The sequence below is a fragment of the Rhizobium sp. T1470 genome (genome assembly GCF_042140505.1).
GTDB classification, from domain to species: domain Bacteria; phylum Pseudomonadota; class Alphaproteobacteria; order Rhizobiales; family Rhizobiaceae; genus Rhizobium; species Rhizobium favelukesii.
In genome coordinates, this window is sequence record NZ_CP148094.1 from 729187 (window position 1) to 752429 (window position 23243).

21 protein-coding genes and 3 pseudogenes are annotated in these 23243 nt (G+C 58.3%); 18 read left to right on the plus strand and 6 right to left on the minus strand.

What is annotated here, in order from left to right; genetic code table 11:
* The first annotated feature begins 61 nt into the window (after positions 1 to 61).
* Complete coding sequence (locus WGT02_RS37975) at positions 62 to 1600, plus strand: sodium:proton antiporter (RefSeq protein WP_040680843.1); 1539 nt, start codon at positions 62 to 64, stop codon at positions 1598 to 1600.
* Between the two features lie 253 nt (positions 1601 to 1853).
* Here the strand turns inward: WGT02_RS37975 and WGT02_RS37980 are convergent, their stop codons facing one another.
* The 3 genes from WGT02_RS37980 to WGT02_RS37990 all read right to left on the minus strand — a co-directional run bounded on the left by WGT02_RS37980 (position 1854) and on the right by WGT02_RS37990 (position 3916).
* Positions 1854 to 2747: an alpha/beta fold hydrolase gene (locus WGT02_RS37980; protein ID WP_208245522.1), complete on the minus strand. Its 894-nt coding sequence runs from the start codon at positions 2745 to 2747 to the stop codon at positions 1854 to 1856.
* A 209-nt stretch (positions 2748 to 2956) separates the two neighbouring features.
* The gene (locus WGT02_RS37985; protein WP_208245520.1) at positions 2957 to 3415 is read right to left on the minus strand and encodes a GNAT family N-acetyltransferase; all 459 of its coding nucleotides are present in this window, start codon (positions 3413 to 3415) and stop codon (positions 2957 to 2959) included.
* 174 nt (positions 3416 to 3589) lie between these two features.
* The gene (locus WGT02_RS37990; RefSeq protein WP_208245519.1) at positions 3590 to 3916 is read right to left on the minus strand and encodes a GYD domain-containing protein; all 327 of its coding nucleotides are present in this window, start codon (positions 3914 to 3916) and stop codon (positions 3590 to 3592) included.
* 1085 nt (positions 3917 to 5001) lie between these two features.
* On the opposite strand from WGT02_RS37990, the gene WGT02_RS37995 reads away from it, so the two are divergent.
* The 3 genes and pseudogenes from WGT02_RS37995 (at position 5002) to WGT02_RS38005 (ending at position 7337) form a co-directional block, all read left to right on the plus strand.
* Positions 5002 to 5835, plus strand: a complete 834-nt coding sequence (locus WGT02_RS37995) for an IS5 family transposase (protein ID WP_037070297.1) — start codon at positions 5002 to 5004, stop codon at positions 5833 to 5835.
* 94 nt (positions 5836 to 5929) lie between these two features.
* A pseudogene (locus tag WGT02_RS38000) lies at positions 5930 to 6301 on the plus strand (hypothetical protein).
* 277 nt (positions 6302 to 6578) lie between these two features.
* Entirely contained in the window at positions 6579 to 7337 is a 759-nt protein-coding gene (locus WGT02_RS38005; RefSeq protein ID WP_024314183.1) for a hypothetical protein, read from the plus strand.
* Between the two features lie 119 nt (positions 7338 to 7456).
* Here WGT02_RS38005 and WGT02_RS38010 read toward each other — a convergent pair whose 3' ends face one another.
* Positions 7457 to 8353 (minus strand): LysR family transcriptional regulator ArgP, encoded by an 897-nt coding sequence (locus WGT02_RS38010; protein ID WP_024314182.1) that lies wholly within the window; start codon positions 8351 to 8353, stop codon positions 7457 to 7459.
* A gap of 125 nt (positions 8354 to 8478) precedes the next feature.
* Between WGT02_RS38010 and WGT02_RS38015 the strand changes: the two genes are divergently transcribed.
* The 9 genes and pseudogenes from WGT02_RS38015 to WGT02_RS38055 all read left to right on the plus strand — a co-directional run bounded on the left by WGT02_RS38015 (position 8479) and on the right by WGT02_RS38055 (position 15468).
* Positions 8479 to 9060 (plus strand): LysE/ArgO family amino acid transporter, encoded by a 582-nt coding sequence (locus WGT02_RS38015; protein ID WP_374046195.1) that lies wholly within the window; start codon positions 8479 to 8481, stop codon positions 9058 to 9060.
* 20 nt (positions 9061 to 9080) lie between these two features.
* A complete protein-coding gene (locus WGT02_RS38020) occupies positions 9081 to 9713 on the plus strand; it encodes a LysE family translocator (protein WP_208245517.1) in 633 nt (210 codons plus the stop codon).
* A 16-nt stretch (positions 9714 to 9729) separates the two neighbouring features.
* Entirely contained in the window at positions 9730 to 10626 is an 897-nt protein-coding gene (locus WGT02_RS38025; protein WP_208245515.1) for a dihydrodipicolinate synthase family protein, read from the plus strand.
* 248 nt (positions 10627 to 10874) lie between these two features.
* Positions 10875 to 11284, plus strand: a pseudogene (locus WGT02_RS38030) (cupin domain-containing protein).
* A gap of 135 nt (positions 11285 to 11419) precedes the next feature.
* Positions 11420 to 11863, plus strand: coding sequence for a transposase (locus WGT02_RS38035; RefSeq protein WP_375679911.1), 444 nt, complete (start codon positions 11420 to 11422; stop codon positions 11861 to 11863).
* Positions 11860 to 12213 (plus strand): IS66 family insertion sequence element accessory protein TnpB, encoded by a 354-nt coding sequence (tnpB, locus tag WGT02_RS38040; protein ID WP_208245196.1) that lies wholly within the window; start codon positions 11860 to 11862, stop codon positions 12211 to 12213. The genes WGT02_RS38035 and tnpB overlap by 4 nt, the downstream gene beginning before the upstream one ends.
* A 45-nt stretch (positions 12214 to 12258) precedes the next feature.
* Positions 12259 to 13917 carry an IS66 family transposase gene (locus WGT02_RS38045; RefSeq protein ID WP_208245348.1) on the plus strand — a complete coding sequence of 553 codons (1659 nt, stop codon included), beginning with the start codon at positions 12259 to 12261 and terminating at the stop codon, positions 13915 to 13917.
* A gap of 2 nt (positions 13918 to 13919) precedes the next feature.
* On the plus strand, positions 13920 to 14504 hold the full coding sequence (locus tag WGT02_RS38050) for a plasmid pRiA4b ORF-3 family protein (RefSeq protein WP_208245634.1): 585 nt from the start codon (positions 13920 to 13922) through the stop codon (positions 14502 to 14504).
* A gap of 221 nt (positions 14505 to 14725) precedes the next feature.
* Positions 14726 to 15468, plus strand: a pseudogene (locus WGT02_RS38055) (SDR family oxidoreductase).
* 189 nt (positions 15469 to 15657) lie between these two features.
* Here the strand turns inward: WGT02_RS38055 and WGT02_RS38060 are convergent.
* Entirely contained in the window at positions 15658 to 16464 is an 807-nt protein-coding gene (locus tag WGT02_RS38060) for an MBL fold metallo-hydrolase (protein WP_024314177.1), read from the minus strand.
* 126 nt (positions 16465 to 16590) lie between these two features.
* Entirely contained in the window at positions 16591 to 17298 is a 708-nt protein-coding gene (locus WGT02_RS38065; protein ID WP_024314176.1) for a GntR family transcriptional regulator, read from the minus strand.
* A 108-nt stretch (positions 17299 to 17406) separates the two neighbouring features.
* Between WGT02_RS38065 and WGT02_RS38070 the strand changes: the two genes are divergently transcribed.
* From WGT02_RS38070 to WGT02_RS38090, 5 genes are all read left to right on the plus strand, one after another.
* Positions 17407 to 17832: a hypothetical protein gene (locus WGT02_RS38070; protein WP_208245512.1), complete on the plus strand. Its 426-nt coding sequence runs from the start codon at positions 17407 to 17409 to the stop codon at positions 17830 to 17832.
* Positions 17833 to 17960: 128 nt separating this feature from the next.
* Entirely contained in the window at positions 17961 to 19469 is a 1509-nt protein-coding gene (locus tag WGT02_RS38075; RefSeq protein WP_208245510.1) for an ABC transporter substrate-binding protein, read from the plus strand.
* Between the two features lie 66 nt (positions 19470 to 19535).
* Positions 19536 to 20459 carry an ABC transporter permease gene (locus WGT02_RS38080; RefSeq protein WP_024314174.1) on the plus strand — a complete coding sequence of 308 codons (924 nt, stop codon included), beginning with the start codon at positions 19536 to 19538 and terminating at the stop codon, positions 20457 to 20459.
* On the plus strand, positions 20456 to 21403 hold the full coding sequence (locus tag WGT02_RS38085; protein WP_024314173.1) for an ABC transporter permease: 948 nt from the start codon (positions 20456 to 20458) through the stop codon (positions 21401 to 21403). The genes WGT02_RS38080 and WGT02_RS38085 overlap by 4 nt, the downstream gene beginning before the upstream one ends.
* Positions 21400 to 23043: an ABC transporter ATP-binding protein gene (locus WGT02_RS38090; protein ID WP_208245508.1), complete on the plus strand. Its 1644-nt coding sequence runs from the start codon at positions 21400 to 21402 to the stop codon at positions 23041 to 23043. Before WGT02_RS38085 ends, WGT02_RS38090 begins: the two co-directional genes overlap by 4 nt.
* Positions 23044 to 23243: the final 200 nt, after the last annotated feature.

Below are 23243 nucleotides of genomic sequence, written 5' to 3' on the forward strand. Positions count from 1 at the left end.
ATAGGTTTATAGAGGAACCGTTACTGCTTCAACGCTGGCGAAAGGCTGCTACTATGAGATGATGACTTTCTTTGAGACCCTCGTTGCGTTGCTTGCAGTCGCCATCTTGCTTTTGCAGGTAACCCGACGCATGCAGCTGCCTTATCCCGGCATCCTTGCCGCTGCAGGCGTCGCCGTGGCGATGTTGCCCGGCGCGCCAAGCATCCCGATCGATCCGCCGACCGCGCTTGCGTTGTTCATCGCGCCCGTCCTGATCGATTCGGCCTACGATTTCCCGGTAGGTGCGGCGCGACGCATGCTCCTGCCACTGTTCTTCTACGCCGTGTTGGCTGTACTGGTCACGACCGGTGTGGTCGTCTCGATCAGTGCGCTGACCGTCAGGCTACCCATCGCGGTGGCGATTACGCTGGGCGCAATCGTTGCGCCGCCCGATGCTGCCGCGGCCACTGCGGTCCTGTCCAATTTACCGGTCTCCCGTCGCGTCGATGCCCTGCTTAAGGGCGAAAGCCTGTTTAACGATGCAACCGCACTGCTGCTCTTCAGCGCCGCGCTGACCGTCCAGGCGCGCGGTGGGGTCGATGCAGGAACCGTGCTGCAACTTGTGTCTGCCGCACCCGGCGGGATTCTGTTCGGCATCGCCTTCGGGTTGCTCGTCTCGCGGCTGCGGCCGGTCACCGAAAACACCGTCGGCGGCACACTGTTTCAGTTCGTCTACGCGTTTGCGACATGGCTGATCGCGGAGCGTCTGCATCTATCGGCCGTTCTGGCGACGGTGGCGAGCGCGATGACGATCGCCACGCTTGCCTCGGTCGAGGATTCCCCACGCATGCGGGTGCATTCGTTTGCGGTCTGGACGACGGTCGTCTTCTTGCTGAACGTAGTGGCGTTCCTGCTGATGGGATTGCAGGCTCGTCGCATCGTCGAAGCGATGTCCGCGCCCGAGTTGGAGCGGGCGATTGGATTTGCCGCGGTCGTCGTTGCCGGCGTCATCGCAACACGCGTAGCGATGGCGTTCCTGTTCCACACTATTGTGGTTTATCGGCATCGGCGCGGCCATGATCTTGTACCCTTCGCGCCGGGCGAAACCTTGCTTGTAGGATGGGCCGGCATGCGCGGGCTCGTCACCCTCGCCACGGCGTTCGCGCTGCCTGCGAACTTTCCCGAACGAGATCTCGTTGTCTTGACGGCTTTTGCGGTCGTGCTGGCGACATTGGTTATCCAGGGTGCCACACTGGCGCCCATGATCGGTTTCTTCAAACTTGAGAGACGGGCTGAGGCGCGTCAGGAGCTTGAAGCGGCACGAAGATCGCTGGCCGAGGCCGCGCTCAAGCGACTGGACAAGGAGGAGGGTGTGGAGGCGGAAGCCGTACGGCTGGCTTATCGGCAGCTTTGTGAAGGCAGTGATCAGATCCAGACTTTGCCGCTCGGTCGCCGCCGCGGCCTGTCACTGGCCGCGGTGCTGGCGCAACGCCAATGCCTTGAAGAGCTGCGCGATGCCGACCGCGTCGGCCCTGGCCAATATCTCGAACTGCAGGAGGATTTGGACTGGAAACAACTTGCGGCCGGGTCCGATGAAGATCGGCGTATCACTGAAACCTAGAAATTAGCGCGATAGTGAGGGGCATCCGACGGGGTGTTCATGCCAGGTTGACAAAATTCCGTCTCAGCCATGACCAAGATGGGCCGCCATGAATGCACAAATCAGGATACCGAGCCAGGAGCACTGCGGCGCAACCAGTGTGGACGAACCATCCGCAGCAAAAGTGCTGAAAGCATTCGGGCCGAACACCAGCGTCTGCTGAGCCGCCTGCGTCGCACTCTTCGGCTGCGGTATTGGCCATTGCGATTGGATGTCACAGAAAACTTTTCAAGGCATTCAGCAGTTGGTCCGGTGCTTCCTCTTGCGGACTATGCCCGCAATCAATGGCGTGGCCGCGCACGTCGATGGCTTTATCGGCCCAGGTTTCCAGCACATCGTAAAGCGCACCGACAGTTCCCTTTGCGCCCCACAATATCAAGAGAGGCACCTGGATGCGCTTGTCTTTGTCAATCGCATCATGAATGAGATCGATGCTCGCCGCCGCGCGATAGTCCTCGCAGATTGCATGACGCGTGGCTGGGTTGGCAAAACAGCGTCGATACTCCTGAAGGACAAGCGGATCGACCGCGTCCGAGTTCTTAAATCTGTCTTTCGATATGCTGATCGAGAAAGAAATCCGGATCACCTGCGATAAGGCGCTCGGGCAGGGGTATGGCTGAATGAGAAAAAACCACCAGAAATACCGGCGAGCAAATTCCATGTCGGTTCGTGCGTACATGGTCGCCGTCGGAGCGATGTCGAGAAGGGCAAGGCTATCGACCGCGTCGGGATGATCAAGCGCCATTCGATGGGCGACACGCGCGCCGCGGTCGTGGCCAACAATTGAGAAATGTCCAAACCCCAACGCTTTCATGACTTGTATCTGGTCTAACGCCATCGTCCGCTTGGAATAATTGATGTGACCGGGCCCTCCATCGGGTTTCGAACTGTCGCCGTAGCCGCGCAGATCAGGTGCGATGACGGTGAATTTTTTGGCAAGGACGGGTGCCACCTTGTGCCATGTCAGATGCGTCTGTGGGTGACCGTGTAAGAGGAGCAGCGGTGGCCCATATCCTCCAATTGCTGTTCTGATCGAACAGTCCTCAAGAGGAATGTCATACCATCTGAAACCCGGTAAAATTTCAGGGTGACCTCGTACCTGTTCCATGAATATTTACCTTGGCCAATGTTCAGGCTGAAGTTAGCAGCTTTAACGGCGATGGACCCTGCGTGATCGCATGGGATCTAGCGGGTTGAATCCGTAACGCAATATTCAAGGGCTAAGATATTTGAAACTTCATTTTGAACTTGATGGTCTCGTGGTCAGCGTCAGAACTCAAGCTCGCAGCAGCTCCCAGCACGCAGCCAGAACTGCAGTTAAAATTTCAGCCGCATCTCGCGAGCGATCTCGAAACCGAGACAACGATAGAGCGCCTCGCCTGCCTCGGAAGAGTGGAGCACGATCCCGGTGCAGCCTACGTCCCGCAAATAGTCCAATATCATGCACATCAGTTTCTTCGAAACTCCCTGTCGCCGATAAGCTGGCTCCACGAAGAGGCTCCAGACGTATCCCTGGAGCAAGTGTTCCGATTTCAATGCCGCGGGATAGGGCATCTGGTGAAGCTGACATGAGGCCGATCCCGCAGCGATTTCGCCGTCAAACGCGATGAAGCTCGCCAGCGCACGATCCCGACGCCCTTCCTCGAGGAACTGGCGTGTGACGGCTTCGGCATCCGCTCGAAAATGGTCGGCAGGTGTCCCATAGCTCTCCCAAATCAAGAGATAATGTCGAACAACGACATCGTCGTCCTCAGGCGTGGCTTTCCTGTACTGCATACCTCTACAACGCTTGAGATTTCAAAAGGATGCATTGGCGATCGCGTCGCCATGGGCCTGTCGGGACGCGCCACGACGTCAGATACATCGCCCCGAAGGCGTCCCGGGCTCCAGTTTGGGTGTCGACTTCGTCGACCAAAATGGCCGCCGGCAAGCCAAAGGTTGAGCCGCTGCCTACGCTGCCGGTGGACGATACCGAATTGACTTCGCCTTTTCCAAGGCGTCGATCGTATCCTCGACGGTGAGGAGGACAGTGGTCTCAATAGAGCTGAGCGCGCCTCCTGCGCCGATAGCAAGCGCGACAGCCGCCATCGATACGTTATTAGGCGCCTCCCACAGATTCCAACCATCATGCTCGCCAAAGGCGTACCAGAACCCATGGAGCTTTCCGCCCACAGACTCGATGTAGGTCCGTGCCGCCTCTCGGCGATCCTCGGGGTTCTCGATCATGCGAGCCCACGTCTCGGGCGTGTAGCTGAAGCGCGTAAGATACATGGCCATGGTTTGGTTCCTCCGTCAGAACAACACAGCTAACGCTCAAGCCGGAAAGAACGCGAGTCATTTCCAATGTGCGGATCGGGCCTCCCTTCCTGTGTCGGTCGCAAAGAGGCAAAGACTTATGGCAGGCGTCGCGCGAATGAGGGCAGGATGTCGCGGCACGGCGCCCTACATTCATTGAGGACGTGATAGCGACTGGAGGAGCGGTAGCGGACGCCTACCGTATGGCCGCCGAAGAAAGGGCTCAAGTTCTTGCTGTTGTCTGTGCCATTTGGCGCGGTGAAGTGCCCTCAGATCAGTGATGTGCCCGAAATTCCCGCGTTCTCAGCATTCGGCATGCCGACTTGGAAAATGCGTAAGGCTTGGTGTCCGTCAGCGACATAGCTTGACCGACGGACGTGACAGTGACTGCTCTTGGGGCGCATTGCGGACCTACAATACACAAGTTGTACGGCAGACCCTTTGGCGCTCATTTCACCATCGGAACTACCGCATAACAGAGAAATGCTTCGTTTCTCTACGCCCAACGCCGGTATCTATTGCTTGAAGTCAGCAACAGAAACTTATTAATCAGTTCAGTTAGTTCAACCTAACGGCATCGAAAGATAGCATTCTCAATCGACTGCGGATTGCCCGTGGCGGTCATGATATTGCCGAAGTCGGAACCGATCTTCCTCGAAGAGGAGGCCGGAGCCGATGAACGCTGACGACAATCGCTATGTCGAAATCACAACACGACTTCGCTCGGTTAAGTCATTCTGCGATTTCCTTTCTCGCGGTGGAATTGTTCGCATCGCCCAGTCCGATAGCGGACCGTATCAGGACGTGACTGCGGCTCTTCTTCAACGACATTGCCGGGAGGCGGAGGCACTAGAGCGAACGCGGAGACACCTCTTCCCCGACCGGGCCGACGAGGACGTCCAGCCGAGCCTTTACAGCCGACACGATCGCCGGCACTAACGGTTGGATGGCCAGGAAGGCCTCATACGCTCTGGTGAGACATCTCTTAGAGGCTGCCTCAAAAAGAAGTGGGTGATTTCAACAGGTTGTGATTCCTTCGGATTTGCGAAGATTCGATGGAGTTCACGATGGCCTGGACCGAAACCACCCGTCGGCAATATGCCCGGCGAGCAGCACGCTATGCAAGCGATATGACGGATAGAGAATGGCGAATTGTCGAGCCGCTCCTACCTGCGCCCCGTCGACTTGGGCGACCGCGAACAACGGTGCTGCGTGAGGTCATGAATGCGCTTTTGTATATCGCCTCGACCGGCTGCCAATGGCGGATGCTGCCAAAGGACTTTCCGCCGTGCTCGACGGTTCAGCGATACTTCTATGCGTGGCGGGGTATTGGGCTTTGGGCCCGCATCAACCACCATCTAGTGATGGCGGCGCGCGAACTGGAAGGCAAAGAGGCCAGTCCTACGGCAGGCGTGATCGACAGCCAAAGCGTCAAAACCACCGAAAGCGGCGGCATTCGAGGTTACGACGCCGGCAAAAAGATCAAGGGCCGCAAGCGCCATATCGTCGTCGACACACTCGGCCTGCTGGTTGGCCTCATGGTTCACAGCGCCGATATCCAGGACCGCGATGGCGCTCCCGATTTACTGAAATCCATTTGTCACAGATGGCCATGGTTGCTGCATGTTTTCGCCGACGGTGGCTATGCGGGCGACAAATTGAAACGGAAGCTGAAGAAGGTCGGTCGCTTCACGGTCGAAATCATCAAGCGCAGCGACAAGACCAAAGGCTTCGAAGTGCTACCACGCCGTTGGGTCGTCGAGCGAACATTTGCATGGCTTGGAAGGTGCCGGAGATTGGCGAAGGACGTCGAAAAATCCATCGCTTCAGCCGAGGCATGGATCATGATCGCCCATATCCGCCTCATCACTAGACGTCTCGCAAGGTATTGTTACCATTGAACTCTTTTCGAGTCCGACTCTTAGGTAAAGCCCGGGAGGGGCCAGGTGCGAGAAAATGTGCATATCTTATGCATAGGGCTTTGGTGGGAGTGAAATGGTCGAGGCTCGTATGGCGCACACAACGGTAGTCTCTGAGTTTGTCGATAGCGTGCAGGAACTGCGCACGCCCTAAATTTCCCCCAATCGCCTGTCCAAAGCTCTCGGTGTGCCCATTGCCGGCTTGGCGGAACCGACAGGCGTCCATCGCAGCACTCTACGCAATCCTTCTTCCGAAAGGCTGCAAGGACGCATGCGGGAAATGATCGAGGTGATCTCGGCCGCGGCTGAACTGACTGGAGCACTTGATAAGGCAATCGACTGGTATCGAAACTAGCGTCACAAGACGGCCGCGGAACTCGTCGCTGAAAGACATGTCGAAGCCATTCTGGCCTATATCTGTGATCTTGGTAACGGCGCGCGCGGGTGAGGCTTTATGCGTCTAGATCCGCTGAGCGAGATTTTTCACCGTTTCCTCGCCCCAATGGGGCGCGCGTCTTCCCACCAGTGGGCAGGGGCTGTGGTCGCAGCCCGTCAACGAACGCCTCGATGAAGCATACCGGATTGTCAGGACCGACATACTCCTCGACCGCTTCCGGCAGAAGCAACATCTGGGAGCGATCAATTCCTGATAAATGTGCCATGGAAAAATCTACGATGGCCCGCTACTTTGAGGAATCCCCGACGGCGGCCTTGGAGACAATTGCGTGTTTGAAGACCAGTCATTTAGCATCCCGGTTGATCAGATCGAATGCCGCGTTTTCGGAAATTTTCAGCTTTCTGAAGCTGTGGAAGAGACGAGGAAAGCAAATTGGGAAGCTCTCCTCATAAAGAATTCCGCCGCCTTCGACGGGGCTTTGCTCCGCATGGCAGATCATCGGATTGAAGATGGCCGCTTAATTGTTGGTGCAAATAGCACGTCGTTTTCTGCATATGTGGCAACACGCCATCCCAGATTCGGTGATAGGCATCCGCACGCGGCACGAGCTGATCCGCTCGGAATGACTGCTGTTGTCTTGACAGCAGACGACGGTGTCATCGTCACGAAGAGAAGCCTTTCGGCGGATCAGAACCCTGGCGGGCTCTATCTTATCGGAGGCTATGCTGAACCCGGTAAAGGCTCTGATACGGTCGATCTTTTTCAGGAAGTTGCTCGCGAGATCGCAGAGGAAATTGCTGTCTCTGATCTTACCCGCTCTGCATCGTTTGCAATTGGACTTGCTTACGATCCTGTCTTCTGCCACCCGGAACTATTCCTGTTGACAGTCAGCAAAACGTCAGCGGCCGATATTTTAAAAGGCGCTCAAAATGCGCCAGATCGAAACGAAGCCGCTCAACTCCTCGCGTATCCACTGCGCGACGTTCTTGATGAGGGCGGCCCACTGGCGAATGCGCCAAAAACATGGAGCTTCGTCAAAGCCAGAGATTTTCTTCGACAGCACTTGCTGGCGAGTGGCTCCATTTAGAGTTTTCGCGCAGTCGCCATCAGTTTTGGGACAACGATAGGCTGCCTTTAGAACCGGAAGCTGTTTCAGTCGCACCTTTAGGCCCGCGGACGATCGCTCTTGGCGAAAGGGGTCTTACCTCAGATCAGACGGCGCTTTGCGACTTCGCTCACTTCGAGGGTGAGACCAGCCAGGCGGTCAGCGGCAAGACGGTTGATTTGCCAGTATAGCGGAATGTCGAGGGGCGTTTCCGGTATCAGCTCTATCAGACGTCCGGCGAGAAGATGCTCACGCGTCAGCTCGACTGGGTTCATGCCCCAACCCATGCCAGAGAGGCTGGCTTCGATGAAGCTATTGGTCGACGGAAGCCAATGGCTCGGGAAATTTACTGAGTGCCCCAGCGTGCGGCGTACCCAGTCGCTTTGAAGCTTGTCCTTCTGGTTGAAGGTAAGCGCCGGGGCGTTGGCGATAGCCTTGGGAGTTACCCCTTCGGGAAAATAGCGAGATACGAATTCTGGGCTCGCCGTTGCATGGTATCGAAGAGAGCCAAGAAAAAAGCGTCTGCACCCCGATATCGGCTTTTCCGCGCTCGTCACGGCGGCAACGACGCGGCCGCGCTGCAGCCATTCCGCAGTATGGTCTTGGTCATCAACTGAAATACTGACCAAGTAGCTGGAGGATTTCGAGAAGTTCGAGATGGCCTCCAGGAACCATGTTCCGAGGCTATCGGCGTTGGTAGCAATCTGGAGCATAACCCTGTGCTCGGGATCGGCAGGATCGACCAGCGACGGCAGATGCTCAAACAGCTCGTTTTCGAGCATGCCGACATTGTCCATATGCCGACAAAGCCATTCGCCCTTCTCGGTTGCCGTGCACGGATTGCCGCGGACGATCAGGGCAACGCCCAGACGCTCCTCCAGCTGTTTAACCCGCTGCGAAACGGCTGACGGCGTGACGTTGAGAAGAGCAGCCGCTTTTTCGAAGCTGCCCGATTGGACGACGGCCAGGACGACGCGGAGAGCAGAATAGTCGAGCATAAATTAGAACCGCTTCATTTGCTTTAGCAGATTTAAGTAGCCTAAATTGCTCTCTGGGCATACCGGGTCCAGAGTTTGTGCAAGGCGGGCATCAGAAATTGGATATCTCGGTCTACTTCACTGGCATGATGATGGGCCTCAGCCTCATCGTCGCCATCGGCGCACAGAATGCGTTTGTTCTTCGCCAAGGTCTTCGAGGTGAATATGTATTTGCCGTTTGCCTCGCCTGTGCCCTGTCCGACGCCGTCCTGATCGTGCTTGGGGTGACCAGCCTCAAGCAAATCGTGGAGCTATTGCCCTGGCTCAATCCCGTCATGCGGTACGGTGGAGCAGCCTTTCTCGCCTGGTATGGAGCCAAGAGCCTCTGGTCCGCATTCTTGTCTTCGGGAACGTTGACCGTTGGAGCAGGAAGTCCTTCAAGTTTAAAGAAGACTTTGGCCACCTGTCTGGCTCTCACCTGGCTCAATCCGCACGTCTATCTCGACACCGTCGTCCTGCTTGGCACGATCTCGACGCGATTTGCCGGCTATCAGTTGTCCTTTGCGGCAGGTGCAACCACAGGGTCATTCCTCTTTTTCTTTTTGCTGGGTTATGGCGCGACACGACTGCGGCCGATCTTTTCCCGACCCGCGTCCTGGCGCATACTGGAAATGGTTATTGCATTCGTCATGTGGCTGATCGCGTTCAACCTTCTGGGGGGCGTCTAAAAAATCGAAAGGTCGACATATTGTCAGCGGACTTCCACCAGCTTCTCATCGTTTTTACAGCCTATGTAATCGCCGCGGGTAGTCCAGGCCCGAGCAACATGCGGATCATGGGCGTCGCCATGAACCAGGGCAGGCGAGCGGCGCGCGTTCTCGCAGCGGGAGTTGCCAGCGGGTCGATTTGCTGGGGGATCATGGCCGCAACCGGTGTTTCGGCAGTTCTGAGCAGATACGCGCAGGCGCTGATTGTGCTCAAGATACTTGGAGGTCTCTACCTACTCTGTATTGCCCTTAAGGCTGGCAGAGCCGCGCTCACTCCTGATCACCGAATTTCGCAGCACACAGGGGACCAACCTGCGTCCGTCGCAGCCATCTATAAACGTGGACTGCTGATGCACCTCACCAATCCTAGGGCGATACTTGCCTGGATAGCGCTGATGACACTCGGTCTTGGCTCGGAAGCTTCTCCCCGTACCGTTGTCACGGTCCCCGCAGGCTGCGCCATGCTTGGAGTGTCCATCTTTTGCGGTTACCCACTCGTCTTCTCGACGGCGCCGATGGTTGGAATGTATCGCCGTGCCCGACGCTGGATCGAAGGAACATTGACCCTGTGTTTTGGCTTTGCAGGGCTGAAACTCTTGTTATCCCGCACCTGAACATAGGATTTTCCTCGTGCCGCTCTTCCACGGTTTATCAGCTTTTCCCATTACCCCCGCTGACGCTTTCGGCTCGGTCGACACGGCCGCACTTGCGCGCCTGCTGAACCGAATCCAGATCGCCGGCGCAGACGCCATCGGGCTGTTGGGTAGCACAGGAGGCTACGCGTTTTTGTCCCGGACAGAACGGCAACGCGCGGTGAATACAGCAATGTCCACGGTCGGTGGAAAGATACCGGTCATCGTGGGTGTTGGAGCCCTTCGCACTGACGAGGCTCAAGCCTTGGCGCGTGACGCCAGGATGGCAGGCGCTGATGGTCTGCTCCTCGCGCCGATGTCGTACACGCCACTATTCGAAGACGAGGTCTACGAGCATTTTGCCACCGTCGCGGATGCCGGAGAACTTCCGTTATGCATCTATAATAATCCCAGCACCACGAAGTTCACATTCAGCAGAACACTGATCGCGCGCCTAGCAAAGGTGGCAAACATCCAGGCCGTGAAGATGCCGCTGCCGGCTGACGGCGACTTCGGAGCCGAGTTGACAGCTCTCCGTACCGAGACGCCAGCGAACTTTGCTATCGGCTATAGCGGTGACTGGGGCGCGGGATCGGCAATCCTTGCAGGTGCTGACGCCTGGTATAGCGTCGTTGGAGGTCTACTGCCCGTAGAGGCCCTCGCCCTAACGCGAGGCGCTCAAGCTGGCGACATCGCCGAAGTGGAACGGTTCGACCGATTATTCCAGCCTTTGTTCAGCCTCTTCAAGGAGTTCGGCAGCTTTCGGGTCATGTACGCCATTGCGGCTGCCTTGGACCTCGGCAGATATGATCCGCCACGTCCGATCATGCCATTACCAGAAGCTGCTGCGTCCAGGGTGCAACGGGCTCTCGACCATCTCTCCGTGCGGTCCTAAGGCTTCTGCCTGCCAGAGCAAGATGCGCCTTGAGGTGACGACCGCGCATTGCGGGAGGCTCATCAACGATGACGCTCGATACGGGCGTCATCGGGATGTTGGAGGCATGCAGTCTTTGGACTCTGGGCGCCGTCTCTGCTAATTTTGTCCAGCAAGCGGAGGAGGAGACCTTCGTATATCTGGTTTCGAACCGGCCACGGTTCTAAATAAAAGACTTGCAGGGCTCAATTTACGCAGGAGGACGTCTCATGCGCGGGTGTGCTATTGCTTGCATATGCGCCGCATTGATGGCGCTACCGGCGGTCGCCGCTGACAAACCGCATAACGCCAAGGTCCCACCGTCTTCGCCCACAAGCTGCCGAACGTGCCTGGAAAGAGCATGCGCGGCGTTTTGGTTGAATACGGTCCCGGCGGATCCAACCCTTCGCATACGCATGCGAAGAGCGCCTTCATCTATGCAACCGTGATCGAAGGGCGCATCAAAAGCCAGGTCAACGATGGCCCGATCAAGGTCTTCAATACCGGCGACAACTGGATCGAGGTGCCTGGCGATCATCACCGCGTGAGTGCCAATGCCAGCGAGACTGCACCAGCGAAAATCCTCGCAGTCTTCGTGGTGGATACCGACGAAACGACGCTGACGATCCCCGATAAATGATCGAGGCCTTCGGCTTGATGTCTGCGAAAGCCAATTCGCTGCCGCATCTCTTGCGATCGCCTGCGCGAGCTGTGTGTATGCATCCGGGGGAGGCCGCCTTGCTGAGAAGTGAGCGGAATTGGATGATCTGTCTATATGGACGTCAATATAGACGGTGTAATAGCGATGGACGTAACGATAGAGGGCCGGCCGCAAGTCAGCCGGATGGAGATTGTCGACAGTGGGCGGCGTCGCCGTTTCAGTAACGAGGCCAAACTTGCGATCGTTGCGGAGAGTTATTCCGCTCCCCAGCAGGTCACGGCAACGGCACGGCGACATGGCATCACGCGCTTTCAGTTGAACGATTGGCGTAAGGCAGCACGTGAGGGACGGCTTGGCAGTGGCCGTGGCATTGAGGGGTTTATTCCTGCCCTGTTGGTTCCGGAGCCAGGCATCCCGGTCGCTGCGACCAAGCCTTCGATGGCACAAAGTGGCCTTATGGAGGTGCTGAGCGCGAACGGCCGCCGTGTGATCGTGGACCGCGATGTCGACGTTGAGGCTCTGCTGCGGATTGTCCGAGGACTGGAGACATTGCGATGAACCCGTTTCCGATGGGAACAGGGGTCAAAGTCTGGCTTTCGACGGGGTATACGGACATGCGCTGTGGCTTTCCCTCTCTGGCGCTTCGGGTGCAGGAGGTCTTGAAGCATGACCCGCTCGGCGGTCATTTGTTTTGCTTCAGGGGCCGGCGCGGTGACCTGATAAAATTGGTTTGGCATGACGGCCAGGGCAGTTGCTTGTTCACAAAAAGATTGGAACGCGGGAAGTTCATATGGCCTTCTGCCGAAGGTGGTGCGGTTGCAATATCACCTGCACAGCTCAGCTATCTCCTGTCTGGCATAGACTGGCGCCATCCGCAGGAAACATGGCGTCCAACGAGGGTTGGATAGCATTATTCCATTGAAAATACAGTGAGAATCTGATCGAATGACTTCATGACTGTGAAGCCTGACGATCTTCCTGCGGACCTTGCCGGCGCCTATATGGCGCTGCTGGCCGAGCGCGAGGTATTGCAGGCTGAACGTGATGTGGCGGTTGCCGAAGCTGCTAATGCGCAAGCCCTGCTGTCCGACCGCGACGCCCTGATCGCCAGTCTTGAATTGAGGATCGACAAGCTCAAGCGCGAACTGCGCGGTCAGAGCAGCGAGCGCACGGCGCGCCTGATCGACCAGTTGGAATTGCAGCTTGAGGAACTGGTCACGGCAGCTACGGAAGATGAGATTGCAGCGCAGGCTGCCGCCGCCCGGACCTCGTCCGTGCGTCCGTTTGTGCGCAAACGGCCGGTGCGAAAGCCCTGGCCGGAGGATATCGAGCGCGAGCGCGTGGTGATCGATCCTCCGATCAATTGTGTATGCTGCGGTGGCTCGCGCCTGTCTAAACTGGGTGAGGACGTCACCGAAACGCTGGAAGAGATCCCGCGCCGGTTCAAAGTGATCGAAACAGTGCGGGAAAAGTTCTCTTGCCGTGATTGTGAGGCGATCAGCCAGCCGCCAGCGCCTTTCCATGCCACGCCGCGCGGCTTTATCGGCCCTCATCTCCTGACGACGATCCTGTTTGACAAGTTCGGCATGCACAGCCCGCTCAACCGCCAGAGCACCCGGTTCAAATGCGAAGGGATCGATCTTTCGACTTCGACGCTAGCCGATCAGGTTGGTTTTGGAACATCCGCTCTCATGCCGGTTGTTGATCTGATCGAGAAGCATGTCTTTGCGGCTGAGCGGCTTTTTGGCGACGACACCACCATTCCCATCCGGGCCAAAAGCAAATGCACGACCGGGCGCATATGGACCTACGTGTGTGATGATAGGCCCTATGGCGGCGGGGCCGCGCCGGCGGCGATCTACTATGCTTCAAGCGACCGTCGGGGCGAGCATCCGCAAAAACATCTGGCCGGATATGGCGGCATTCTACAGACGGATTGTTACAACGGGTTCGAACCGATATCGGTTGCCGAAAAGAAAGAAGTGCCGATCACGTTTGCTTTTTGCCATGCCCATGCGCGGCGGAAATTCTTTGAGCTGGCCGATATCGAGAAAAGCGCCCGCGATAGCAAACGCAACGGCAGGCCGATCTCCCCGATCGCGCTGGAGGCGGTCAAACGATTTGACGCCCTGTTTGAAATCGAACGACAGATCAACGGCTTGAGTGCAGCAGAACGACTGGCCGTGCGGCAGGAAAAGAGCAAGCCTCTGTTCGACGACATGCACGAGTGGCTGAAACGCGAACGTGCCGCGCTCAGCAGATCCTCCGACCTCATCAAAGCCATGGACTACATGCTGAAACGTTGGGATGGTTTTGCCCGCTTCCTCGAAGACGGAAGAGTTTGTCTCACGAATAATGCCGCCGAGCGCGCGCTGAGAGGTATTGCATTGGGAAGGCGGAATTGGACCTTCGCCGGTTCCCCGCGCGGGGCCGATCGTGCCGCCGTCATGCTGACGCTCATTACGACCTGCCGCCTCAACGACATCGACCCGAAAGCCTGGCTCGCCGACGTCCTGGCCCGCATCGCTGATCTTCCCGCCTCTCGCCTGCACGAACTGCTTCCATGGAACTGGAAAAGTGCGTCGGCGACAGCTCATATGCTGGCGGCCTGAAGATGGCTGCCTCCGTCGTCCGCCTGAAGGTCACCCTCGATCAAGTCGATCCAATGGTGATGCGGCGTGTTGTCGTGCCATTCCGTATCAGGCTCAGTCGGCTGCACGAGGTGTTGCAGGCGGCGATGGGCTGGACCAACAGCCATCTTTATGAATTCCGCATGCGTGACGTCGGTTTTGGATTGCCTGACGAGGAATGGGGGGATGGTCCCATCGACGCTCGCAAAGTCTCGCTGCTGTCGGCAGTCCAGGACACCGGCGCGAAATCGTTCAAATACCTTTACGACTTTGGCGACGGCTGGACGCACAGCATCAAGATCGAGCGCACCTTCCCGGCAATCGGCACGGAAGGCCCGATGCTCCTCGAAGCGGCAGGACACTGCCCACCCGAGGACGTCGGTGGCCCATGGGGGTATCAGGAGTTCCGCGAGGCGCTTGTCGATCCGGCACACGAGCGACATGCCGAACTCGTCGAATGGTGGGGCGGCAGCGATTACGATCCTGGCAATGCCAACCTCAGCCAACTCAACAAAGCCGTCGACGATCTGGCTGCCAAATGGGCCCGAAGAGCGCGCCGAAAAATCTGAAGGCATGCAAAAGGACCCAACTTGAACCGTATCACTCGATCATAACCCGGCTGAAGTTCACGCGCGAGCCTTCATCCCGCGTGATTGCTCGGATGCATACAGCTGTGCGAATGCGCGCAAGGATAGGTCGACCGGCGCAGTGCCGCAGCAGCTGCCGGGATGCTATCGACGATGCGAGGAACTGCTGCTTTGAAAGACCTGAAAGGAGAGGAGTAGGACTCATGAGGATTGTTATCATTGGCGGCTCCGGCCTCATCGGGACCAAGGTTGCGGAGCGTTTGAGAAGCCAAGGACACGACGTCCTGCGGGCCTCGCCCTCAACCGGCATCAATTCTGTCACAGGTGAGGGGCTCGCCGAAGCGCTTGCTGGGAGCTGCGGTCGTCGTTGACGTGGCGAATTCCCCTTCGTTTGAAACCGACGCAGTTCTTGCGTTTTTCGAGTGCTCAACGATGAATCTGCTCGAAGCCAAACGGGACGCAGGCGTTCGCCATCACGTGGCGCTTTCAATCGTTGGTATAGAGCGTTCGCCCGATAACGGGTATTTTCGGGCGAAGCTTGCTCAGGAGGGCCTTATCAAAAACGCATTCCATACACGATCGTTCGTTCAACGCAGTTCCTGGAATTCCTTGGCGGCGTTGCCGAGTCTTCGGTTGTCGATGGAACTATTCGCGTGTCGCCCGGCGCGTTCCAACCAATCGCGGCGGATGACGTCGCGAATTTCGTTGCCGAAGCAGCGAGTGCTCGCCCTTTGAGCGGTTCCTTTGACATTGCTGGGCCGCAGCAGAAACCGATGAGTGATTTCTTGTCCCACTATCTCGCCGCGGCCGGAGATGCCCGTAAAGTGTTGCCGATCCTACGGCCAAGTATTTCGGTGCTGCCGTTGATGACGAATCATTGGTGTCCCTTGGGCCCGCCAAATTGGACCAGTTGGACTTCGACACGTGGTTCGCAAAGCGAGGCTAGTCGTTTGCCTAATTGGCCTCCGCCCGGGACGCCACGGGGCAATCTCGTCAGGCAAGGTCCAGGCGGTTTCAGGGGCTACCACAGCAAAGGCGATGGGATTGAGGGTGGGCCAGCGTTAGATTTGCATCCGACTCATCGGGCAGCAGGCACGCCGCGTCCCTTACTGTTCAGGCAAGTCTGAAAAGCTTCTCAGCTTTCAATTGCCCGTATGTACCTTTCCATCGACTGCATAACGGCACGCATGCCATCCTTTTTAATCGTGCGGCCTGCGAAGGCGCCGTAGATTGCCTCAAACGGATAGGGCCGGACTGCTTCTACAATTGCCTCCACCGTTCTGGCGTTGAGCGGGATAAGATTTGGATAGCTGCGCATGAAGCTTACATATTTGCGGTCGAGGGCGATCTGCATTGTGTCGCCCACAAAAAGAGCGCCCCGCCCACCCTCGAGCCAAGGACAGTGAAGCACCGAGCTACCAGGAAAATGACCGCCGCATCGCACAATGGTCGCCTGACCAAGCGGCATTGTGTCATCCTCCCATGAATGCAGCGCTGGATCGGATCTCTGCACCCACTCGCGGTCATCGGCATGAGCGTAGATCGGCACACCGTTAAAGATCGTGCTCCACTCGACCATCGAGGCGTAGAAATGAGGATGCGAGATAACAATCGCCGCCAGTCCGCCTGCTGCCTTGATCCGCGCCACGCATTGCTCGTCAACGAGGCTCAGGCAATCCCAGAGAATGTTGCCTGCTGGTCCATTGACGAAAAAGGCGCGCTGGCCGATCGCGAACGACGGTGAAATTTCGAGGCTGTGTATGCCCTCGGCTTCTTTCTTCCAGATAACTTCATGTGTTCGACCGATGGACGTCATATCCGTGAATTGCTGGCCTGTCTCAGGCACGAACTGCCGCTCATCTTCGCAGATCGGACACCTTTGCGGTGGTTCTTGACGCTCGTCAAACTGGGTGCCGCAAGCGGTACATATAAAGCAGATCATCTTCATATACCTGAGAGTCCAATTTCGTGTGATGTCGTCATAGAGGCGGAGGGGATGAAGATACTGACGACGGCGAAATTCACTCGTCCAACGATCGCGGAACGTTAGTGGTGGCAGGAGGCCGCCTCAGCCCATGTCGATATAGTCCGGATAGCGCTCGGCAATGTCATTGATCATCGAAAGCGTGCCTGACAGATGGATCTTCATCGCTTTTTCTGCGCCTACGGGGTCGCCGGCGGCAATGCCTTCGATGATTGCGTCATGCGCATCGACGACCCGTTGGGTGCCGACATTGAGAAGATTGAGCCGCCGAAGGCGATCGATATGGCCGCTGTGGCGGCGGATGATCGGCCAGATATGCTCAAGCCCGGCTTCTTCATAAATGATGAAATGGAAAGCTCGGTCAAGGACTAGGAAATCCGCATATTCGTTGGATGCGACCAGCGTCTTCAGCTTGGCATTGGCCGAACGCAGGCGATCGGCGACATGGCGCGCGGTTGCGCGCTCGGCGAGATTGAAGACAGCCTCCTGCTCGACGGCGCGCCGCATGAAATGTGTCTGGCGGGCAAGATTGATATCGATCTTGGAAACCAGCGTCGCATATTGCGGATAGACCGTGATGAGGCCTTCCTCCTCCAGTCGCATCAGAGCATCGCGCACCGGCGTCTGGCTGAGACCGAACTGCTTTTGCAGTTCGACGCGCGACAGGGCCGTGCCGGGAGCAAGCTCCAGGGCCAGAATGCGCTCACGAAGATATTCTACGATCTGCGGCGCAATCTGCCTCGTGCGATCAAGCCCACTGCGATGCTTGGCCGTCAGCAAATCCAAGGTCAAAGAACGATCCTTTGTTTTCATCGATCGTGTTAATGCATTAATGTGTTAGTTTAGGTCGCCATGCGCTGCATGTCCATATCGAGAGCATCGCAGAACAAGGAAAAGCTGATGCCGGAGCAGTTTCTTCCCGCAGAAACACGGCCGTCGAGCCATGCCGGCCAGATCCCTGAAGAGACAACCCCACATCCCGACAAGCTCGCGGGCCTTGTTGCGGAGAAGCCAGTGCACTTCGTCAAATACGCGATGGTGCGGCCGAACGCGGCCAACGCTGCCTATCTTAACGTCGGTTCTGCGGTCATCGGAAAGGACTTGGTTGCAAGGGCATCGGTGAATGCCACGTGCAGTTCGGTAAGCGTAAGCTTACGATCTGCACGTCGGGCGTCTGCATTGACCTGCTCGGGCATCGCGATCTGCCATAATCAAGCCTGGATCCGCAGCCGAAGGGGAGCAACTCAACTGCCCGTTGCTGGAGTTCGAGACGGTCCGCGTGCTGCCGCGCCAAAACGTGTGATTGCCGGGCCTTGGCTGAGTTGACAGTCCTGCAGCCGTTGACTAATACATTAGTGCTCTAGTGCGTATAGCCGATGGAGGATCGTAGCGGACCGCAAATCAGCGGTCTGCCGCACAAAGGAATTTTGATTTTTTGTTGAGGAGGAGAGACAATGACCATCGGTTATTCCACTGGCGCAGCAGCGCTGCTTTGCGCAGTTTTGCTTTCCGGTGCGGCGTATGCAGTTGAGGGCGAGGTTAAGATCGTGCTGCCGGAGCAGCCGGCAAACCTCGATCCCTGCCGATCGATCCGCTCCGACATCGGTCGCATCATCAATTCCAACATCACGGAAACGCTGACAGTCATCGAGCCTGAAAAGGGAACGGTCGCGCCTTGGCTCGCCGATAAGTGGGAACGGGTCAACGATCTGACGTGGCGTGTCCATCTGAAGAGAGGCGTCAAGTTCCAGGACGGTGCCGAATTCAATGCCGACGCCGTCGTCAAGTCCATTAACCGTCTCATGAATCCGAAACTCACGTGTGACAGCCGCTCGAAGTTCGGCGACGTCAAGCTGACGCCCAAGGCCGTCGATGCGCAGACCGTCGAGATCGTCTCCGACAGCCCGGTTCCAATCATGCCGACATTGCTTGGCACGGTGCAGATCGTCTCGCCGAACATGCCCTTTGACAAGGAAAGTAACAAGCCAGTCGGGACCGGTCCCTATGTCGTTGAAAGCGCATCGACCGAGGAGATCGTGCTGAAACGCGATGACGGCTATTGGGGCGCCAAACCGGACGTGACGCGTGCCACCTATGTGTGGCGCAACGAGTCGGCAATCCGCGCCGCGATGATCGAATCGGCCGAGGCAGACCTTACCCCGTCGATCGCGGTACAGGACGCCACCAATCCGCAGACCGATTTCGCATACCTCAATTCCGAAACGACGCGCATGCGCATCGATGCGCAGATTCCGCCGCTGGACGACGTGCGCATCCGCAAGGCACTCAACATGGCCATCGACTGGGATGGTATGGGCGAGGCGCTGTTCGGCAAGGACGTACTGCGTGCCTCGCAGATGGTCGTACCGGGCGTGCGCGGCCACAATCCCGACATCAAGGCCTGGACCTACAATCCCGATGAGGCGAAGAAGCTGGTCGAAGAGGCGAAGGCGGCCGGCGCTCCCGTCGACAAAGAGATCGTGCTCATCGGCCGAAACGGCTTCTTCCCCAACTCCTCGGAAAGCCTCGAAGCAATGCGCTCGATGTGGCAAGAGATCGGCCTCAATGTCTCGATCCGCCAGCTCGAGGCCGCCGACTGGGTCCGCTACCTCGACAAGCCGTTCCCGGAAGGCCGTGGCCCGACACTGTTCCAGCAGCAGCATGACAACAATACGGGCGATGCCGGCTTCACGGCACCTGTCATGTATCTGAGCGACGGCCAGTATTCGACGATCGCCGACAAGGATCTTGACGCCAGACTGAAGAAGGCGATGGCCGCGACCGGCGACGATCGTGAAAAGCTCTTCCAGAGCGTATTTGCCAAGGTCCACGACGAGATCGTCGCCGACGTACCGATGTATCATATGATCGGTTATGTCCGTGTCGGGCCGCGCCTCGACTGGAAACCCGATCTGAAGACGAACAGCGAGATCGCGCTCAGCGAAATCCACTTCAAGAACTGACTTCCACAGGGCGTGGCAGGTTTCGCTGCGCCCTTATCATTTCATTCCAGAAGGTAAGGAAACGCGGTGCTCGGCTTCATTCTCAGACGCTCGGCCCAGAGCTTCATTGCAGTGATCGGCCTGCTGATCCTGGTGTTCTTCCTTTCGAGGCTGACGGGCGATCCGGCCTATCTCTATCTGCCGCTCGACTCCTCGCAGGCCCAGCGCCAGGCGTTTTCACAGACGCACGGCTTCAACGACCCGCTGATCGTCCAGTTCGGCCGCTATCTGCTGGAACTCACAAGGCTCGATTTCGGCGAGGCGATGAGCCGCAATCGGCCGGCTATGGAAGTGGCGCTCGAAGCCTTTCCCCAGACGCTGAAGCTGGCAGTTATCGCGGTCGGCCTTTCCCTCTGTCTTGCGATCGTTGTCGGCTCGCTGGCGGCGGCGCGACCGAACAGTCTCTTCGATACGCTGGCCAGCACCGCCTCACTGGCTGGCGCCAGCGCTCCCGATTTCTGGGTCGCGATCGTCGCGATCCTCGTCTTCGCCGTCGGCCTCGGCTGGTTGCCGACGTCAGGCACGGGCACACCACTTCATTGGATCATGCCGATCTTCGTGCTGACGCTCCGTCCTTTCGGCCTGCTGGTGCAGGTGGTGCGCGGCACGATGATCAGCGCGCTCAGCTCCGCCTACGTCAAAACGGCAAGGGCCAAGGGCGTCAAGCGTTCGCAGATCATCTTCAAGCATGCGCTGCGCAATTCGCTGCTGCCGGTCATCACCGTTGCCGGTGACCTGGCCGCAAGCCTCGTCAATGGCGCCGTCGTCGTCGAATCCATCTTCGGCTGGCCGGGTATCGGCAAACTGATGATTGACGCAATCGTGCGTCGCGATTTCGCGCTCATTCAGGCGACGGTGCTGGTCACCGCAGTGGCGATCTTCGTCCTCAATATCGCGATCGACCTGATCTACGCCCGCCTCGATCCCCGCATAAGGTTTCAAACGAGATGAGTATGTCGGCCATGACAACGACCGCCGAGAAAAAACAGCACGATATCGGACGGTTCCACATCCTTCGACTGATTTCGCGCAACCGCCTGGCGCTTGCCGCGGTGATCTTCCTCGTCGTCGTGATCCTCTGCGCCGTGCTCGGACCCTGGTTGATGGGCGACCTCATCGACAAGCCGAATTTCCGCGCTCGCAATATGGCGCCTTTCAGCTTCTCGCAGGGCTGGGCCTATGTGCTCGGCGCCGATACGCTCGGTCGCAGCCTGCTCGCGCGCCTCGTCGTCGGCGCACAGAATACTCTTGGCATCGCCTTTTGCGCCGTCCTCTGCTCGATCGTCATCGGCGGCCTGCTCGGGCTGGTCGCCGGCTATTCCCGCGGCATCGCCAGCGCGATGATCTTGCGCGGCGCCGATATCGTCATGAGTTTCCCGTCGCTGCTGCTTGCGTTGATCGTGCTCTTTAGCCTCGGGCCATCGATCACCAACCTCGTTATCGTTCTCGCCATCACCCGCGTACCGATCTATCTGAGGACAACGCGCGCAGAGGTGCTTGAGGTGCGCGAGCGCATGTTCGTCAGCGCCGCCATGGCGCTCGGTGCCAGCCACAGCCGCATTCTCTTCCGGCATATCGCGCCGATCGTCGTGCCGACGCTTGTCACCATCGGCGCCATCGACTTCGCGACCGTGGTTCTGGCAGAATCCGCGTTGAGCTTCCTTGGCCTCGGCATCCAGGCACCGCAATTCACCTGGGGTGCCATGGTGGCAACTGGACGCGGCTATCTTTCGACCGCGTGGTGGATTGCCTTCTGGCCCGGCCTCGCGATCCTGTTGACCACGCTTTCGCTCAATATCCTTTCGAGCTGGTGGCGAACTTACGCCGATCCGCAGCAGCGCTGGCGCATTGAGCTCGCCCGTTCGAAGAAGGGACTTCAGGAGAAACGCACATGACCGGCACGCATCTGCTTGAGGTCAAGGACCTGACCGTCGACTTCCTGTCGCTTGGCGGCGCCTTCCGCGCGGCAAACGGCGTCAGCTTCCACATTGATGCCGGCGAGACGCTGGTCATTCTCGGCGAATCGGGCTCCGGCAAGTCGGTAAGCGCCAGCGCTGTCATGGGGCTCATCGATACTCCGCCGGGCGATATCTGCGCCGGTTCCGTCACATATCGCGGTCGCGATCTTGAAGCGATGAGCGAGGAAGCGCGCCGCGATCTCAATGGACGCAAGATCGCGATGATCTTCCAAGATCCGCTGTCGCACCTCAACCCCGTTTACACGATCGGTTGGCAGCTCGCCGAGGTCTTCAGCGCCCATGGCGTCGCGACGGGGGCGCAGGCGCGCGAAAAGGCAATCGACATCCTGCGCCGCGTCGGCATTCCCGAACCCGAAAAGCGGATCGACCAGTATCCGCACCAGTTTTCAGGAGGCCAGCGCCAGCGCATCATGATCGGCATGGCGATCGCGCTGAGGCCCGAGATCCTGATCGCCGACGAGCCGACGACGGCGCTCGACGTCAGCGTTCAGGGACAGATCCTCGACCTCCTGAAGAAACTGCAGGCCGAGGATGGCCTGGCGATCATCATGATCACCCATGATCTCGAAGTCGCCGCCAGCATGGCGGACCGGGTGATCGTCATGAATTCGGGGCGCATCGTCGAGGAGGGGGAGGCGCGCACCGTCTTCGAGAACCCGAAGCACAGCTATACCAGGACGCTGATCAACGCGCTGCCGCATGGTGATCAGGACGCGCCGCGGCGGCAGGCCGGCAAGCCGGTCGGCAAACCCATTCTCGAAGTCAAAAACCTCGACAAGTTCTACGCGCTCTCGTCAGGGATATTCTCTGCGCCCGCGCAGCTTCACGCCGTCAAGAATCTGAGCTTCGACGTCGCGGCCGGCGAGACGATCGGCATCGTCGGTGAAAGCGGCTCCGGCAAATCGACGGTGGCGCGCGTACTGCTGCGGCTGAACGATGCCTCGAAGGGGGAGGCGCTGTTTCATGGCCGTGACATTCTGAAGATGGATGGCAATACGTTGCTCGCCTTCCGCCGCAAGGTGCAGATGGTGTTCCAGGATCCCTATAGCTCGATGAATCCCCGCATGACCGTTTTCGAGATCGTTTCCGAACCCTGGCGGATCCATAAGGATATTCTCGACAAGCCGCGATGGCGCGACCGCGTGGTCGAACTGCTGGGGCTCGTCGGGCTAAAGCCGGAGCATGCTGCGCGTTATCCCCACCAGTTCTCCGGGGGGCAGCGGCAGCGCATTGCTATTGCTCGCGCGCTTGCCTGCGAGCCGGAGCTCGTTGTCTGCGATGAGGCTGTCTCGGCCCTCGACGTCTCGGTCCAGGTGCAGGTCATCAATCTACTCGCCGACCTGCGCGATCGGCTTGGGCTTGCCTATATCTTCATCACCCACGACCTGCCGATCGTGCGCCATTTCGCAGATCGGATCATCGTCATGAAGAACGGCGAGATCGTCGAGCATGCGACGACGGAGGAGATCTTCCGCAATCCGCAGCACGACTATACGCGACAGCTCATCAATGCGACACCGAAGCCGAAGTGGCAAAGTGCCGTCGAGGCGGCATGAGACGATAGCCCTGCCGGGGCACCGGTGCCCTGTTCATGTCGGTCGCTTATCGCCTTGCTATCCACGCCGCTGCAGGGGGCCGGCGGATGCTGCGCGGCCAGCTCTCATTTGCAGGCGACGAAACTTGCCGACGCATTGCTGCGCCTCATGGTCGATTTCGTGCGGCTGCCGATCGCCCTCGTCCGGCGGGCCGGTCAGGC